This is a genomic window from Acidobacteriota bacterium, from assembly GCA_030949985.1.
Lineage (GTDB): Bacteria > Acidobacteriota > Polarisedimenticolia > J045 > J045 > JALTMS01.
In genome coordinates, this window is the sequence record JAUZRX010000044.1 from 53408 (window position 1) to 68961 (window position 15554).

General features: G+C 67.4%; 12 protein-coding genes. 3 read left to right on the forward strand and 9 right to left on the reverse strand.

Annotation, left to right across the window (positions count from 1 at the left end; all coding sequences use genetic code 11):
• Positions 1 to 26: 26 nt before the first annotated feature.
• From Q9Q40_10275 to Q9Q40_10290, 4 genes are read right to left on the reverse strand one after another with little or no spacing between them, the layout of a single operon-like run.
• Complete coding sequence (locus Q9Q40_10275) at positions 27 to 926, reverse strand: permease-like cell division protein FtsX (GenBank protein ID MDQ7007608.1); 900 nt, start codon at positions 924 to 926, stop codon at positions 27 to 29.
• Positions 923 to 1591 (reverse strand): cell division ATP-binding protein FtsE, encoded by a 669-nt coding sequence (gene ftsE / locus Q9Q40_10280; protein MDQ7007609.1) that lies wholly within the window; start codon positions 1589 to 1591, stop codon positions 923 to 925. Before ftsE ends, Q9Q40_10275 begins: the two co-directional genes overlap by 4 nt.
• Positions 1592 to 1605: 14 nt before the next feature.
• Positions 1606 to 3027, reverse strand: coding sequence for an Asp-tRNA(Asn)/Glu-tRNA(Gln) amidotransferase subunit GatB (gatB, locus tag Q9Q40_10285; protein MDQ7007610.1), 1422 nt, complete (start codon positions 3025 to 3027; stop codon positions 1606 to 1608).
• A gap of 22 nt (positions 3028 to 3049) precedes the next feature.
• The gene (locus Q9Q40_10290; protein ID MDQ7007611.1) at positions 3050 to 5755 is read right to left on the reverse strand and encodes a M1 family aminopeptidase; all 2706 of its coding nucleotides are present in this window, start codon (positions 5753 to 5755) and stop codon (positions 3050 to 3052) included.
• A 320-nt stretch (positions 5756 to 6075) separates the two neighbouring features.
• Between Q9Q40_10290 and Q9Q40_10295 the strand changes: the two genes are divergently transcribed.
• From Q9Q40_10295 to Q9Q40_10305, 3 genes are all read left to right on the forward strand, one after another.
• The gene (locus Q9Q40_10295; GenBank protein ID MDQ7007612.1) at positions 6076 to 7197 is read left to right on the forward strand and encodes a hypothetical protein; all 1122 of its coding nucleotides are present in this window, start codon (positions 6076 to 6078) and stop codon (positions 7195 to 7197) included.
• Positions 7198 to 7394: 197 nt separating this feature from the next.
• On the forward strand, positions 7395 to 10439 hold the full coding sequence (locus Q9Q40_10300) for a S8 family serine peptidase (GenBank protein MDQ7007613.1): 3045 nt from the start codon (positions 7395 to 7397) through the stop codon (positions 10437 to 10439).
• A gap of 132 nt (positions 10440 to 10571) precedes the next feature.
• Positions 10572 to 10925, forward strand: coding sequence for an STAS domain-containing protein (locus tag Q9Q40_10305; GenBank protein MDQ7007614.1), 354 nt, complete (start codon positions 10572 to 10574; stop codon positions 10923 to 10925).
• Here Q9Q40_10305 and Q9Q40_10310 read toward each other — a convergent pair.
• The 5 genes from Q9Q40_10310 to rfbA are packed head-to-tail and all read right to left on the reverse strand — an operon-like array spanning position 10912 to position 15510.
• Positions 10912 to 11358, reverse strand: coding sequence for an ATP-binding protein (locus Q9Q40_10310; protein MDQ7007615.1), 447 nt, complete (start codon positions 11356 to 11358; stop codon positions 10912 to 10914). The genes Q9Q40_10305 and Q9Q40_10310 overlap by 14 nt on opposite strands.
• Positions 11355 to 12566, reverse strand: coding sequence for a fused response regulator/phosphatase (locus Q9Q40_10315; GenBank protein MDQ7007616.1), 1212 nt, complete (start codon positions 12564 to 12566; stop codon positions 11355 to 11357). The genes Q9Q40_10310 and Q9Q40_10315 overlap by 4 nt, the downstream gene beginning before the upstream one ends.
• Positions 12563 to 14065, reverse strand: a complete 1503-nt coding sequence (locus tag Q9Q40_10320) for a DUF4301 family protein (protein ID MDQ7007617.1) — start codon at positions 14063 to 14065, stop codon at positions 12563 to 12565. Before Q9Q40_10320 ends, Q9Q40_10315 begins: the two co-directional genes overlap by 4 nt.
• A 13-nt stretch (positions 14066 to 14078) precedes the next feature.
• Positions 14079 to 14633, reverse strand: a complete 555-nt coding sequence (gene rfbC / locus Q9Q40_10325) for a dTDP-4-dehydrorhamnose 3,5-epimerase (GenBank protein MDQ7007618.1) — start codon at positions 14631 to 14633, stop codon at positions 14079 to 14081.
• A complete protein-coding gene (rfbA, locus tag Q9Q40_10330; protein MDQ7007619.1) occupies positions 14614 to 15510 on the reverse strand; it encodes a glucose-1-phosphate thymidylyltransferase RfbA in 897 nt (298 codons plus the stop codon). The genes rfbC and rfbA overlap by 20 nt, the downstream gene beginning before the upstream one ends.
• Between the last annotated feature and the right edge of the window lie 44 nt (positions 15511 to 15554).

Sequence of the window (15554 nt, forward strand, 5' to 3'; positions counted from 1 at the left end):
AGCGCACGCCGGCCGCCCGGGGCCGGTCAGCGCAACGCCGCCCGCCCCGCGGCGAGACCCGCGGCGAGGGTGCCGGCGAGCGCACCGACGAGCGCCACACCCACCTGCTCGGCCGGCGGCAGCCCTCGCCCCAGGACCAACTCGGCCAGGGCGCCGAGACTCGTGGCGGCGGCCGCATCGAGAGCGAGGTGGCGGCCCGCCGAGACCAGGCCCAGGGCCAGCAGGGCTCCGAGCAGGCCGAGCAGCGCGCCGGAAAAAAGCACCGGCCCGACGACGAAGGAAACGGGAGCGCCCACCAGCCGCATCAATTCCACTTCTTCACGCTTGTCGTCGAGGGCCAGGCGCACCACGGCGCCCACGGTGACCAGGCTGGCGAAGAGCAAGATCACGGCTCCGACCAGCATGAACCCGCCCAGGGCCCGTCCCAGGCGCGCGAGGGAACGCAGCCACTGGCGATCGTAGCGCACGGCCTCGACGACCTCGCTGGCCTGGGCGAGCTTGGCGATACGAGAGACCGCCTGGCTGTCGGGGGTCGCAGGCACGATACGCAGGGAACCCGAGAAGGGGTTTTCACCCAGCAGGGTGGCCACGTCTCCCAGGTCGGGAAAGAGTTGCTCGAACTCCTCGAGGGCCTGCCCGGAGTCGACCGCCTCCACGCGCCGCACCGCCGGCTCCTGTTCGAAACGGGCGACCAGCTCGGCGACCCGGGGATCGTCCAGCGGTGCGGAGAGGAAGACTTCCACGGCCGCCTGGTCCGACCAGCGGGAGAGGACGTCTCGCACGCCATGGGTCAGCACCAGGAACACCGCCAGGACGAAGAGCGCCACGGTCAGCGCCACGACGGACAGGCCCGAAGAGACCGGCCGCCGCCCCAGATCCACCACGGCCGAACGCAGGATCTCCATGCTGATGCGGAGGAAGTTCATGCCACTTGCCGATCTTCCTCGATGCGGCCCGCGCGGAGGTGAATCTCGCGCACCTTGGCCGATTCGATCAGGTTCAGGTCATGGGTGGCGAGCACGACGGTCGTACCGCGGGCGTGGATTTCGCGCAGCAGGCCGAGGATTTCGAGAGAGCGCGCGGGATCCAGGTTACCCGTGGGCTCGTCGGCCAGCAGCAAGCGCGGTTCGGCGGCCAGGGCCCGGGCGATGGCCACCCGCTGCTGCTCACCACCCGAAAGAGACTGGGGCCAGTCGTGGGCCCGGTGGGCCAGGCCGACCCACTCGAGGACCCGCCGGGTGCGTTCGCGACGACGAGAGACCGGCCAGGCCAGGGCCCGCAGCACGAAGGAAACATTCTCGGCCACGGTACGCCGGGGCAGAAGCCGGAAATCCTGAAAAACGATACCGATCCGCCGCCGCAAGGCGGGCACCTGGCGCCAGCTCATCCCGGCCAGCTCCCGCCCATCGACCACGACCCGTCCCATGGACGGAGTCAGCTCCCGGTAGACGAGTTGGAGCAAGGTGGTCTTGCCGGCGCCCGAGGGGCCGGTAACGACGACGAATTCGCCGGGGGCGACATGAAAGCTGACATCCTGGAGGGCCGGCTCCCCGGCGCGGTACTGCTTGGTCACGCGATCGAAGACAATCATCGGCGGCGCCCATCCTACATCGCCGCCAGCAGTCGCTCCATGACCCGCCCCACCAGCCGCGGATCCGCGCCGCTGGACGAGCGCATCACCTGCCCGATGAAGAAAGCCAGCAGGGAGGTCTTGCCCTCCCGGTAACGGGTCACGAGCCGGGGATGAGCGTCGAGAACCTCCCGGCACAGCCGTTCCACCTCCCGCTCACCCACGGCGCCCCCGGCCGCGAGGCGATCGACCTGCGAGCGGAGATCTGTCTCGCCCGTCGACGCCCGGGCCAGCGCCCGCTTGGCCTGGTGGGCCTGGATGCGCCCGGCCTCCAACATACGAAGCAGATCCGCCACCTCGACCGGAGGCGGCGCGAGACGCGCAGGAGAAGCGTGGGCCAGGATCTCGGTCAGCAGCCAGTTGGCCGCCAGGCGCGGGGCGACACCCCGACCGACGAGCGTCTCGAAGTAGTCGGCGAGGCGCGGATCATCCGTCAATCGCCCGGCATCCTCCGTCCCCAGGCCGAGTCGTTCGACGAAGCGATCCCGACGCTCGTGTATCGGCTCGGGCATCGCGGCGACGGCTTCGGCCCGCAAGGACGGATCGAGCACCAGTTCCGGCAGGTCCGGCTCGCGGAGATAGCGGTACTCCGCGGCCGCTTCCTTGCCTCGCAGCGGCACGGTGCAGCGCCGTCGATCATCCCAGCCGCGGGTCTCCGGCTCGACCCGGCCTCCCCCGCGCAGGATTTCTTCCTGACGCGTGATCTCGGCCTCGAGGGCCCGCCGCAGGTGACGGAAAGAGTTGAGATTCTTGATCTCCGTACGAACCGAAGCGCTCTCTCCGGGGCGGGACAGGGAAACGTTGGCGTCACAGCGCAGCGAGCCTTTTTCCATCTCCGCTTCGCTGACACCGGTGGCCATCAACACGGCCCGCAGGCGCGTGGCGAAGGCCGCGGCCTGCGCCGGCGTCTCCAGGTCCGGCGCCGAGACGATCTCCACCAGGGGGACACCACAGCGGTTGAGATCGATCCCGCAACTCGATTCGCCGAACCTCTCGTGTACGCTCCTGCCGGCGTCCTCCTCCAGGTGGACCCGTTCGAGACGAATCCAGCGCGGCCCCTGCCGCGGGAGATCCACCCGGACGCGGCCCCCGGTGGCCAGGGGATGATCGTACTGGGTGATCTGGTACCCCTTGGGCAGGTCGGGATAGAAGTAGTTCTTGCGCGCCCAGACCGAGCGCCGGTGGATCGTGCAACCGAGCGCCTCGGCCAGTCGCACACCCAGACGCACGGCTTCCCGGTTGACCGTGGGCAGTGCGCCGGGCAGCCCCAGGCAGACGGGGCACAGCCGCGAGTTGGGAGCGCCCCCGGCGACCGCCTCGCATGGGCAGAAGAGCTTGGTGCGGGTTTGCAGCCGGGCATGAACCTCGAGCCCGATCACCGCGCGCCAGGCCGCCACGACAGGCCCCTCGAATCGGCTTTCAGAAGCTGCCGGCGGAAACCGTCCTCTGGGCCAGGATCTCGCCCTCGCCGTTGAAGACCACCTTCTGCGGCTTTTTGTCCACCTTGAAGCGGACCTCGGTCAGCTCGCCCTCCACCAGCAGCGGCTTCTTTTCCTCGGTACCGTCGGTATAGACCACGGTGACCGGAATCGCACCCCGGAAGAAGGTGTCTTCGAGAACTTCCGCCTTGGGGCCGAGCACCACCCGCTGCCGAATCGTCCCCTCCACCAGGTACTTGCCGTCTTCCGTCTGCCGACTGCGCAAGTCGTAGGCGTATTCCGGCAAGCCGACTCCGCGAATCCACTGATCCCAGAACCAACTCATGTCTCCGCCGAAGACCACTTCCGAGATCATCTTCAAGTCTTCGGTGACGATCTGCTTTTCGGCCAGCTTCTGGGCCACGTTGTAGAGGTAGTTGAAGAACTTCTTGTCGCCGAACGTCTCACGCAGGATGTGGAAAGCGTATGGACCTCGGCTGTAGATGTTGCGCTGGTTGCCGCTGAAACCGTACGGCCCGCCCCAAGTCGTATAGCTCTCCTGCACGGTCGCCATCGTTTCAGCCTCGACCAGCTCATCGTGCCACGCCTTGACCTGTTGGAGATAGGCCTGGCGGCCGTAGGCTTGCTCGGTGTAGATCGCCGATGAGTACTCGGCCAGGCTTTCGACGAACCAGTAATTCCCGGAATTGGCGTTGCTCGTCGAAGCTCCCCACCACTGGTGCCCGGTTTCGTGGGCTACCACCGATTTGAGGAACTTGCTGACTCCACGCCCTCCGCCGAAGGACTCCAGCGTCGCCGCGCCGCGGAAGACCAGCGACCCGAGGTAGATGATCGACGACGGCGCCTGGCCATAGAGCATGCCTCCGACGGGATCGTTGACCAGGTCCAGCTTGGAGAAGGGATAGTCCACGCCGTAGAGGCGCTGGTAGAGATTGATCGCCTGGGCCGCCTGGTCGACCAGCGCCTGCAGCTGCTTGGGCCGGATGCCCCACTGCCCGGCGCTCGCGTTCCCTTCGGTCAGCGCGTTTTCGTCGACGTAGATCGTCACGGGAATCGGTGTGCCGTCGAGCTTCCGCGCCTGGACGGTGGACTCGGCTTTCGTGTACTTGCCGAAGATGATCGTCGGGAAGGTCACGGGATGAAAGGCCTTCCACTCGGTGATGCGTCGCCCGTCCTCCACCCGCTCAGCCATCTTCCTGCCGATGCCCAAGGTCGTGTACTGCTCGGGGACGCTGACCGTCAGTTCGAAGTCATCGATCATGTCACCGAAGGTGACGAAAGGCAGCCAGCCCCCCCGGGCCATCCCCTTGTAGGACCAGGAGAAGTCGTAGATCCCCTTGGCATTGGTGAACTTCATCTCGAGGTCGATGATCTCGCCCTTCTTGATGGTACGCGGGAAGATCACCATCCCGTTGTTCGGCCCGAGCTGAACCCAGCTCAGTTCACGGCCTTCACCGTCCCTGATATAGGAAACGGTCAACCGCGGGCGCGTCGCAGCCTTCTTCTCATCCTTGTCCGGACGCTCCAGGACAGCGATGCCGAAGCCCAGGCGATCGAAGTCCTCGTGGGCCCGGATCCTGTAGTGAATATCAGCATCCATCGTCTCGGGAGTCTTGGTCTGCAGGTCCACCGTCCCCTTGACGGACACCAGGTCGAAGAAGCGCAATGCCTCGTCGGGACGCCGCTCGAGTTCGTACACGCTCTTGCCGCTCTTGCGTGTTTCTTCCGAGTAGTAGAGGAACAGGGCCGGCCAGTAACCCGAGACGTTGAACGAGATCTCCTTGGGGTCCCAATTGTCGTACATCACCCCCAGGTAGTGATCCCGACCCTTCTTCTTGACGCTGATCGCGTAGTACTCGTTGCCGGGCAGATCATCGAAACTGAACCCGGCGAGGTAGTTGTCCCTGCGGGCCTTCTTCACTTCCCGCATCTGCTTGTCGAACTCACGACCCAACTTGATATCGATCTTCTCCCGACTCGTCTCGACCAGGCCGGTGAACAGGGAGTCGAGCAGACGGGGGCACTGGTTCTCGCTGCAGCGCACGACGACCGTCTCGGGCGTGAAGTCGAAATCTTTGGGCTTGAGCTTCCTGACCGCGGCGTAGCGCGAACGGTAACCCGTTTCCACGGGCGGCTCGTAGGAGAAAGAGAGGCGCTCGCCCGTGAAAACCATGCGGCGGCGCTTGCCGTTGCGGTAGAAGACGATCATGCTGCCGGGACCGGAGTCGACCTTCAGGCCCTCGCGATCGAAGTGAAAACTCTCGTAGTGGTAGAACTTCTCGTCGCCGGGCATGTAGCGGGCCATGCCCGTGATCGTGTCTTCCAGTTCCTGGTCGACGATCTTCCACTTCTCTTCGGATTCCTTCTCGAGGGTCAGACGGTAGCGCTCGGTGTGCATGGTCCGCCCGCCCTCGTCGACGACGTCCTTGTAGACCACGACTTCGTAGCGCCCCCCTTCGGCGGGCTCGAAAGACATCGACGAACGCGCTTTCTGGAAATGGTAGCCTTCGTCGTTCTTCGCCTTGTAGGTTTCCCCGATGTACTTCTCGATCGCCCGCTCGAGGTACTTGAGGTCCTCCTGGGGCACGGCGTCAACCGCTGCCTCGAGCGCCGGAACGCCGAAACCGAAGCCGGCCGAGAGAAGCATGATGGCCGCGACGAGGCCGCTTTTCCGCATCCGAGACATGGCTGGTTCCTCCGCAACGCCACGCCGCGCCACCGGTGTGCCGAAGCGGCGGGGTTTGCAGGCCGATGATTCCACGGGCTCCGGACCCTGTCCACACAGCTCGGCCCCCGACTCGAGCCGTCCATCGCTCCGCGAACCCCGGAAAGCATTCGCCCTGATTTCGCTCTCCGGGTTCACCCCGCCAGCGCCGGAATCCCCGCCGCCGGCATCACGACGTGGGTGGAATGAGCCGGGAGTGATGCTAAAGTGCCAGCTGCTCGGCTCGTCCTCGCCGGCGAAACGGGCGCGGGTTGTCGCAGGCCCGCAGAAGGGGTGACGCGATGGCAACTGGGTGGATCGGACATGGGCGCAGACACTTCCCCCGGGCGGCCCTCGTGCCGTGGGTGATGCTCCTGGCCATGGCGGCCCCGGCGCCGGCCGACGAAGAAGGGAAGAAGGTCGATCCCAAGGGCAGGGACGACGCGCTGACGCTGCTTTTCTACCCCGATACCCCCCGCGACCCCGAGTGGAAGCCTCGCTGGCCGCCGATCGTCACCGGGGAGTGGAACGACCTGGGCCCGGTGGAAAAAGTGGCCAAGGCCACCGAAACCCGCCAGATGGAACCACCTGCTCCCACCACCCGCTATCCCTGGCAAACGGCGCTGTGGGACGCCGCCGGGGCCTTCCTCGACGGCACCCCCACCACCATCGATTCCCCCTGGAAGGCCGAGTGGTACTTTTTCCCGGCCGCCGAGGGCAACACCATGGCCTGGCTGACGTTCACTCTTCCGCAACCGCTGGCGGAGGGGGAGCGGCTGGTGGCGATCCTGCGCAGCGAAGACGACGAAGACAGCGGGCTGGTCCTCGGAACCGATCGTTTTCCCTTCCTACATAAAAAAACCTCGACCGGGCTGATCGCCCAGGCCGCCCGCTCTCTGCCTCCCGGCCGCTATGCCGTGGTGGCCGGCGTGGCTGGCGGGGAAGGAACCTTCACGCCCCGCTTCCAGGCCTTTCACATCGTCTCCCGCGTCCCCACCGACCAGCTCCGGCTCTCGAAAATCCTCCTGGCGGAATCGATTCGCGAGTTGAAAGAGGACGAGACCGCCGCCGCCCCCTTCCGGGTCAGCGGCTTCGAGGTGGTCCCCAAGGGCTCGTCCACGGTAAGGCGCGGAGAAGACCTGACGATCTTCTACCAGGTCCTGGGCGCGGGAGAGCAAGCGGGCGGGGCCGATTTCGACGTGACCTACCAGCTCTACATCCGCCCCCCGGGCAAGCCCGGAGCGGGCTGGGTGCGAGCCGGTCGTCCCGTGGTCGCGGCCCACCAGTCCGGCGCCGCCAGGGCCTGGACCCTCGGGATCGCCCCCCAGTTCCCCGTCGCCCACTACCGCCTGGAAGTCTCGGTCAAGGACAACGCCGGCGGAGCCAAGGTCAGCCAGAACGTCCACTTCCAGGTCGTCGACTGACCCAGTCACGCGCCCCGCGGCCGAAACGCCGCCCAGCGCGGGAGTTCTCACGGACCGGCGAGGCGTGGCCGACCCGGCAAACGCGCGGATCGTCACGGACAAGACCCCGGCGGACCGCCGGCCTCTTGCCGCGGGTTTCGCTTCCCCCGCGGCGGGTTTGCGAGTACTAGAGAGGGGAACTCTTTCCGGAGACCCCGATGCCTTTGACCGCTCGCGCTGTCGTGCCCGTGATCCTGTTGTCGCTTCTGCTCTCTGCGCCCGCCCTGGCCGCGGGCGTCCCCCTGCGCCTGCAGGTCGGCAGCTTCGATCCCCAGGTGTCCCTGCCCGACCTCCCGGAGAACCTGCGCCTGAACCCGAGCGAGCGCGCGACGGCCGATGTCCGCGTCATTCAGTTCGATGGCCGACTGACGGCGGAACGGCGGCGCCTGGTGGAAGGGACAGGAGCCCGCGTGCTGGGTTACCTGCCCCGCCAAGCCTGGATCGTGCGCGCCGGCGAACGCTCCCGGGCGGCTCTCGCCGCCCTGCCGGGGCTACGCTGGGAAGGCCCCGTCGAGCCGGGCTGGAAGATCTCCCCGGAGCTGGGCCGCCGGCCCTACCGCGACTCCCGTCGCCGCAGCGGCGCGCGTCTGCTGGTCACCATCGACCTCTGGCCGGGAAGCGACGCGACCGCCATCGCCGACCGGCTGGTTCGGCAGGGTGCCGAGTTGCGGGCCACCTGGACCGACCATGGCACACTGCGCCTGCTCGTCCGGGCTCCTCGACCGCTGCTCGAAGCCATCGCCCACCAACCCGACGTGGCCTTCATCGAGGAATACCCGGAGGCCACGCTGCGCAACGACGGGGCCAGCTGGGTGATCCAGAGCAACGTGCAGGATCTGCGCCCCATCTGGGAGCACGGCCTCCACGGCGAGGGCCAGGTGATGGGCAACATCGACGGTCGCCTCGACCTGGACTCCTGCTACTTCGACGACGGCGGCAGCCCTCCGGGGCCGAACCACCGGAAGGTGATCGCCTACCGATCCGGCAACGGCCAGGGTGCCGACAGCCACGGCACCCACACCAACGGCACGATGGCCGGAGACAAGGGCACCTGGGGCGCCTGGGACTCCGGCGACGGCCACGCCTTCGCGGCCAAGATCTCGTTCACCAATCTCGACGACATCTCGGGCTCCGGCTCCGCCCCCTCCAACCTGAAGGACAACCTGATCGCCGCCCACCAGGACGGCGCCCGCACCCACTCCAACTCCTGGGGCGACGACGGGACGACCTCCTACACATCCTGGTCGCGCGACATCGACGATTTTTCCTGGCAGTACGAGGACTCGCTGGTGCTCTTCGCCGTGACCAACGGCTCGAACCTCAAGACACCGGAAAACGCCAAGAACGTGCTGGCGGTAGGCGCCTCGGAGCGGGAAGGCAACGCCGACAACCACTGTTCGGGAGGCCGCGGTCCCACCTCCGATGGTCGGCGCAAACCGGAGATCTTCGCCCCGGGCTGTTCGACGGTCTCGGCGGCTTCGGGCGAGAGTTGCGGCACCCGCAGCCTGACCGGCACATCGATGGCCTCCCCCGCGGTGACCGGGGCGGCGACCCTGGTCCGCGAGTACTTCACCGAAGGCTGGTATCCCAGCGGCGCCCCGGTGGCCGCCGATGCGCTGGTGCCTTCCGGGGCACTGATGAAGGCGGTGCTGATCAGCGGGGCGATGGACATGACCGGCGTGGCCGGCTACCCCAGCGACCAGGAAGGGTGGGGGCGGGTCAACCTGGAGCGCTCCCTGTTCTTCGCCGGCGACAGCCGCGGCCTGGTGGTGCTCGACGACCTGCGGCGCAGCGCGGGGCTGTCCACCGGAGAAGCGGCCACCTACCCCCTCGAGGTGGACGCCTCCGGCCAGCCGCTGCGGATCACCCTGGTCTTCACCGAGCCCCCCGCCGAGCTGATGGCCGCCGAGGCCACGGTGAACAACCTCGACCTGAAGGTCACCGCTCCCGATGGGACGGTCTACTGGGGCAACCAGACCGACGGTAACGGCAACTCGGTTCCCGGAGGTACCGCCGACCCGATCAACAACCTCGAGCAGGTCCTCTTCGACTCTCCCGCAGCAGGCTCCTGGACGGTGGAGGTGATCGCGGCCGACGTGGCGATCGGCCCGCAGGGCTTCGCCCTGGTGGCCACCGGCGGCGTCTCCCCGACCACGGGCCCCCGGCTGACCTACGACGGCCACCGACTGCTCGATGACCCACCCCTGGGCGGCGGGGACGGCATCCTCGATCCGGGGGAAACCCTCCGCCTGCCCCTGCAACTGGCCAATCGCGGCAACGAGGGAGCCACCCATGTGACCGGCGATTTGCGAGTCGACCGTGACGACTGGGCCCGCATCACCCTGCGCTCCGGACAGTGGCCGGACCTCGACCCCGGCGCCACGGCGGAAATGACCGCGCCCTACTACGAGTTGACCGTCGCTCCCGACGCCCCTTGCGGCCAGGTGCTGCACTTCACCCAAAACACTCGATCGGCCGAGGCCGAGGCCCAGGAAAGCCGCTTTTCCATCGCCATCGGCAACGTGGAGCGGGACTACCCCGACGGCCCGCCCCTCGACCTGCCCAGCTCGTTTTTCGGCGGCCTGGAATCGCCCCAGGACGTGATCGATGATGCCCGGGTGGGCGAGATCGACGTCACCGTGGACATCTCCCACGGGGATGTCGGCGAGTTGCTCGTCATGCTCGTCTCGCCGGCAGGCACCCAGGTCACCCTGCACAACCGGAGCCACGCCGGCGAGCAAGACCTCAAACTGCGCTATGACCGGGACCGCCCGGCGGACGGCCCCGGCTCCCTCGACGACTTCAAGGGCGAGGGCGCCCAGGGCACCTGGACCCTGGTGATCAACGACAACCGGGAGAGCGCGGTGGCTCCGGGGAGGCTCCATGGCTGGACACTGCACCTCCGGGCCGACCGGGCTCTCGAGTGCTCGCCCCTCGACTGCGGCGATCCCGTGCCCCCTGAAACCTCCGGCCTGATGATCCGCCGGGACGGCGCCGACCTGCTCCACAGCTGGCAGGCCACGGCGGGCGCGTCGGGCTATCACCTACTGGAAAGCGGCACGGCCTCGATGGCGGAGGCGGTGCTCACCGGACGCACCCAGGGAGCCACCGAGTTCCGGCAGGGCGGCGGTGCAGGCGCCTTTCCCACCCTGCGCTTCTTCAAGGTCCGGGCGACGAACACCTGCAACTGGGAAGGCCCCTGACCCGGCAAAAGGTCAAGCTTGCCTCGGGGCGATGTCTCGGTTAGCTTTGAACCCTGTCCGTCGGGGAGAGCCGGGCGCCCGGACGTTTCCCCGAAAAGCCTCCAGGCAGGGGCTCTCGGAGGAGGAGGTCAGATGCCGTTTTCTCATCGCACGCAGGGCTCGGTAGACATCATCACCATCAGCGGCGCCTTTGACGCGGCGGAGGCTCCCGCCATCCGCGACGAACTCAAGCGGGTCATCGACAGTGGATCGGCCAGATTGGTGGTCAACCTGGCCGACGTGCAGTTCATCGACTCCAGCGGGCTTTCCGTGCTCGTCACGGTCCTCAAGGCGGCGCGGGCCAAGTCGGGCGATGTGGCGCTGAGCAACCTCACCGCACCGGTGCGGTCGATCATCGAACTCACCCGCCTGCACCGGATCCTCGAGATCTTCGACGACGAAGAGGCCGCCGTGAAGAAGCTGGAAGGGCGCCCTACAGGCGCTTGACCAGGGTCCAGCGGTTCGTCCCGTCCAGCGAATCGTAGTCCGCTTCGTCCATCAATTCGCGAATCAGAAACAGCCCCCGTCCCCCTTCCCGGGCCTGCTCGGCGGCTTGCTTCTGCGCCCGGTGAGACGCCAGTTCCCACTGCTCGTCAGGAATGGACAGACCCTCGTCTTCCACGACGATGCGGATCGCGCCTTCCGGGTTGCTGACGACGACCCGCACTTTCTTGCCGGCATCCAGGAGGTGAGCGTGCCGCATGGCGTTGGTCACCGCTTCCACCGTGGCCAGCTCGACCGCATAGCGCGCCGCCTCGTCCACCCCGCACCAATCACAGGCAACGATCAACAGCCGGCGAAGCGCGTCGACATTCTCCAACCGGGATTCGAGCATCAGCTCCAGGGTCCACGGTCCGCTGGGGTGTCGCAGGTCACTCATGGGGATCCTCCTCGATACTCGAGGGCCAGCAGCGAGATGTCGTCTCGCGGGGGTCGGCGGCCGCCGAAGACCGTCAGCTCGCGCATCACCCGCCGGCACAACTCCTCGAGGCCTCGATCCGCTCCGTCCCGCAGCAGGGCCACCAGGCGATCCTCTCCGAAAAGCTCGCCGCCGGTGGAGCAGTGCTCGACGATCCCGTCGGTGTAGAAGTACACGCGATCGCCGGCCGCCAGTCGCGTGCGGCCCTCGTCGAAGGCCAGGAAAGCGCCCATGCCGATCAGCGGCCCCCCCTCCTCGAGACGCTCGACACTGCCATCGACGCGCAACACGATGGGTGGCGGATGAGCCGCCGATGAGTAGGCCAACTCGCCGGTACGGGTATCGAGGACCGCGTAGCAGATGGTAAACGGCCGGTCGAAACGCTCGAGGGGATATTCCTGGTCCAGGCGGGTGAGCACGGCGGCGGGCGGGGCAATGGGTGAATCACCCCGCCGGGCCTGGCTCGAAACCGTGATCCCCAGGTGAGGCGCCAGGCTCTGCGCCACCGATACCGTCACCATCGCCGACGGCACTCCGTGACCGGTGACATCCACGATGTACAGCCCCCAACGGTGCTCATCGAGCTGCAACAAGTTGAAGATGTCGCCGCCCACGCCCTCGCAGGGGAGGAAGGTCCAGGCCGTCTCGACGCCGGGGGGGTGCAGATCTCCGGCAGGCAGCAGGGCCTGCTGAATCTGCGCGGCGGCCTTGAGGTCTTCTTCGAGACGCTTTTGCTTCTCGAGCAGGTCGTTGTTCAGGCGCAGCAGGTCGTCGTTGACGGCCTGCAGGGAACTGTTGAGCTGCCCGATCTGCAAGTGGGTACGAATCCGCGCCAGGACTTCCCGGGTGCAGTAGGGCTTGTGGATGAAGTCGGATCCCCCCAGCTCGAGTCCCCTGGCGATCTCTTCCTTGGCCTCGATGGCCGAGACGAAGATCACAGGAATGTCGGAGGTCTCCAGATGGGTCCTCAACGTCGAGCAGACGTCGTAGCCATCCCGATCCGGCAGGCAGATGTCGAGCAGGATCAGGTCGGGCTTCCTCGAGGCGGCCGTTTCGAGGGCCTGGCCGCCCGTGGCCGCTTCGAAAACCGGAAAACCCTCCCGTTCGAGAATGCCCGCCAGCAGGCGACGGTCGGTGGGATGGTCGTCGACGACCAGGATGCCGTTCATCGCCCGCCTCCTTCCTGGTGCTCGTCCCGCAGCAAGTCGAAGACCGTCTTCACCGGCGCGAAGGTTGCCGCCGGCACCTCGACGAAGACCGTGTTCCAGTAGGCCATGGCTCCGTTCCACAGGCCGGGTCGCTCGAGGGCCCGCAGGGATCGCCCGCCGAAGGACTTGGTCGACACGAAGGCCGTGGCGGGGTCGACGAACTCTTCGAGACGATAGGGTCGCCGGTGTCGATCCACGAGCGCGCAAGCCAGATCGACGGGATTGAAGTGGGTCGCCGCGGCCAGGGCCCGGCGGGCCGCCCCGGAGTCGGGATCGATTTGGGAACCCTCGACGATCTGGCAGCTTTCCCGGCCCAGGCCGTCCAGCACCCAGAAGGGGCCGCCGCCGGGCTGTCCTTCGTTGCGCACCATGCCGCAGACCCGCAGCGGCCGCCGGAGCAGGCGCAACCAGGATTCGGGTCGATCGGCGTCTTCGCCGGCGGGCGGTCCCGCGCCCAACCACCGGTCGACGAAGGTGCGCGTCGCCCCGATGGCCGCGGCCCCGGCCGTCTCCAGGCGCTCGGTCAGATCGAAGACCCGGTCCTGGAGTTCGAGCAGCAGGCCGCAGAGCAGACCGCTCCATCGCCTCGCGATCCCGCGTCGGCCGTCGGGAAGAACATTGTCGATGTTGCGAATCAGCACCACCGGCGTCCCCAGCGCGGCCAGGTTTTCGATCAGCGCCCCGTGTCCGCCGGGGCGCAGCAGCAGGCTTCCGTCTTCGCGCCGAACGGGCAGTTGATCGTCGTCGATGGCCAGCGTGTCTGTCCGCGGATGCTGGTGGGAGAAGGCCACCTCCAGCCGCCCCTCGAAGCGCCGCTCGAAAAAGAGACGGCGCCGGTCGAGCAGGGCCGTGAACCGCTCCTCGTGCTCGGGCGAGACCGTGAAATGGACCCGGGCCGCGCCCGAGCCGTCGCGAACCTGTTCGAGGGTCGCCACCAGGTGCTCCTCGAAGGCGGTGCGCAGATGATCGGTGTAACGATGAAAAGGAACCAATCCCTTGGGCATCCGCCCGTAATCCAGGCCGCCGGGCCCGAGCAGCGCTTCGATCAAGCGCCGCGGGTCGGCCGCCTCACCGCCGTCGAGTCCCGCGGCCCGACGCAGCTCGGCCGCGAAAGGGAAGCGATCGAGTTCCGCCGCAAGGCGCTCGGCCGCCGCCACCGTCGGGTCGTCCCGAACCCCCGAGCGGTAAGCCTCGAGCACCTTGAACATCCGGCTCGCCGCCCCGGAGGCCGGGACGAAGCGCAGGATCTGCCCCAGCCGCCGGGCCCGATCGTAGCGCTCGAGCAGGCGGGGCTCGTCGGCGGCGTCCAGCTGGTGTATGCCGTCACCCACCGTCGCCGGCCGCAGGACCCGGGCGTAGGGCGGAGGCTGGCGCAACAAGGCGAGCTGCCGCCGGGCTTCGTCGGCACTGATGCCCCTCGCGGCGAGTTGCTCGATGTCCGCCGGGCTCAAAGCATCCACACCGGGACTCCTCTCATGGCCCGCTTTTCGCGAGCATCTCCACCACTTCGCTCAACAGCCTCCCGTGGCGGTCCTTGTCGGAGAGCCGGGGTTCGTCCACCGGCCAGTCGACGGCGATCTCGGGGTCGTTCCAGGCGATGGTGATTTCGTCTTCCGGATGGTAGTAGGCGGTGCATTTGTACTGCACCTCCGCCACCTCGCTGAGAGTGCAGAAGCCATGGGCGAAACCCGCTGGAATGTAGAGCTGGCGGCAGTTTTCCGCCGAAAGATGAACCCCCACCCAGGCGCGGAAGGTCGGCGAAGAGGGCCTGATGTCCACCGCCACGTCGAAGATTTCCCCTCGGCTGGCCCGGACCAGCTTGCCCTGGGGGTGGCGCCACTGGGCATGGAGGCCCCTGAGCACGAAGCGCTGGGAACGAGAGTGATTGTCCTGCACGAAACGAACGTCGATCCCGGCATCACGATAACGCTGCTCGTGATAGGACTCGAAGAAGAACCCGCGCCCATCCCGATGCACCCGTGGCTCGATCAGCAGGACACCTTCCAGCTCAGTCGGCGAAACTCTCATGGAACTCCGGCTCCTCTTCGAGAATCCGCCGCAGGTAGTCGGCGTACGCCCCGGCACGCATACCGTCGGCCAGGCGCTCGAGCTGTCGGGCATCGATGAACTTCATCTTGAACGCCACCTCTTCGAGACAGGCTACTTTCATCCCCTGGCGCTCCTCGATCGCCTGAACGAAGTTCGAGGCTTGCAGGAGGGAAGCGTGGGTTCCCGTATCGAGCCAGGCGATGCCCCGACCCAGGCGCTCGACGTGCAGCTCGCCACGTTCCAGGTAGGCCCGGTTGACGTCGGTGATCTCGAGTTCACCACGCGCCGAAGGCTTCAGGCCCGCCGCGATCTCGAGCACCCGGTTGTCGTAGAAGTAGAGCCCGGTGACGGCCCAGTTGGATTGGGGCCGCCGGGGCTTTTCCTCGAGACTGCTCGCCCGCCCCCGCTCGTCGAAGCCCACCACACCGTAACGCTGAGGATCCCGCACGGAGTAGGCGAAGACCGTCGCCCCGCGTTCCCGCCCCGCCGCCTTGCGGAGGTAACGAGGCAGCCCATGACCGAAGAAGATGTTGTCGCCCAGGGCGAGGGCCACGCGATCGGAGCCCACGAAGCGCTCGCCGATGATGAAAGCCTGGGCCAGGCCCTCGGGCCGCTCCTGCGCCGCGTAGGAGATCTCCACTCCCAGCTCGCGCCCATCGCCCAGCAGACGCCGGAAGAGCTCGAGATCGTGGGGCGTGCTGATCAGGAGAATCTCTCGGATGCCCGCCAGCATCAGCAGCGAAAGCGGGTGGTAGACCATCGGCTTGTCGTAGACCGGAAGCAGTTGCTTGCTCACCGCCCGGGTCACCGGGTAGAGGCGCGTGCCGGAGCCACCGGCGAGAATGATGCCTTTCATTGGCACACCACCCTTCAGGGGCCTCCACCGGCGGACATGCCCCG

What these genes read in the sequence shown, in the direction of transcription:
- Q9Q40_10275 (MDQ7007608.1), bottom strand. Translation starts at nt 926, where the DNA reads ATGAACTTCCTCCGCATCAGCATGGAGATCCTGCGTTCGGCCGTGGTG.
- ftsE (MDQ7007609.1), bottom strand. Translation starts at nt 1,591, where the DNA reads ATGATTGTCTTCGATCGCGTGACCAAGCAGTACCGCGCCGGGGAGCCG.
- Q9Q40_10290 (MDQ7007611.1), bottom strand. Translation starts at nt 5,755, where the DNA reads ATGTCTCGGATGCGGAAAAGCGGCCTCGTCGCGGCCATCATGCTTCTC.
- Q9Q40_10295 (MDQ7007612.1), top strand. Translation starts at nt 6,076, where the DNA reads ATGGCAACTGGGTGGATCGGACATGGGCGCAGACACTTCCCCCGGGCG.
- Q9Q40_10300 (MDQ7007613.1), top strand. Translation starts at nt 7,395, where the DNA reads ATGCCTTTGACCGCTCGCGCTGTCGTGCCCGTGATCCTGTTGTCGCTT.
- Q9Q40_10305 (MDQ7007614.1), top strand. Translation starts at nt 10,572, where the DNA reads ATGCCGTTTTCTCATCGCACGCAGGGCTCGGTAGACATCATCACCATC.
- Q9Q40_10310 (MDQ7007615.1), bottom strand. Translation starts at nt 11,358, where the DNA reads ATGAGTGACCTGCGACACCCCAGCGGACCGTGGACCCTGGAGCTGATG.
- Q9Q40_10315 (MDQ7007616.1), bottom strand. Translation starts at nt 12,566, where the DNA reads ATGAACGGCATCCTGGTCGTCGACGACCATCCCACCGACCGTCGCCTG.
- rfbC (MDQ7007618.1), bottom strand. Translation starts at nt 14,633, where the DNA reads ATGAGAGTTTCGCCGACTGAGCTGGAAGGTGTCCTGCTGATCGAGCCA.
- rfbA (MDQ7007619.1), bottom strand. Translation starts at nt 15,510, where the DNA reads ATGAAAGGCATCATTCTCGCCGGTGGCTCCGGCACGCGCCTCTACCCG.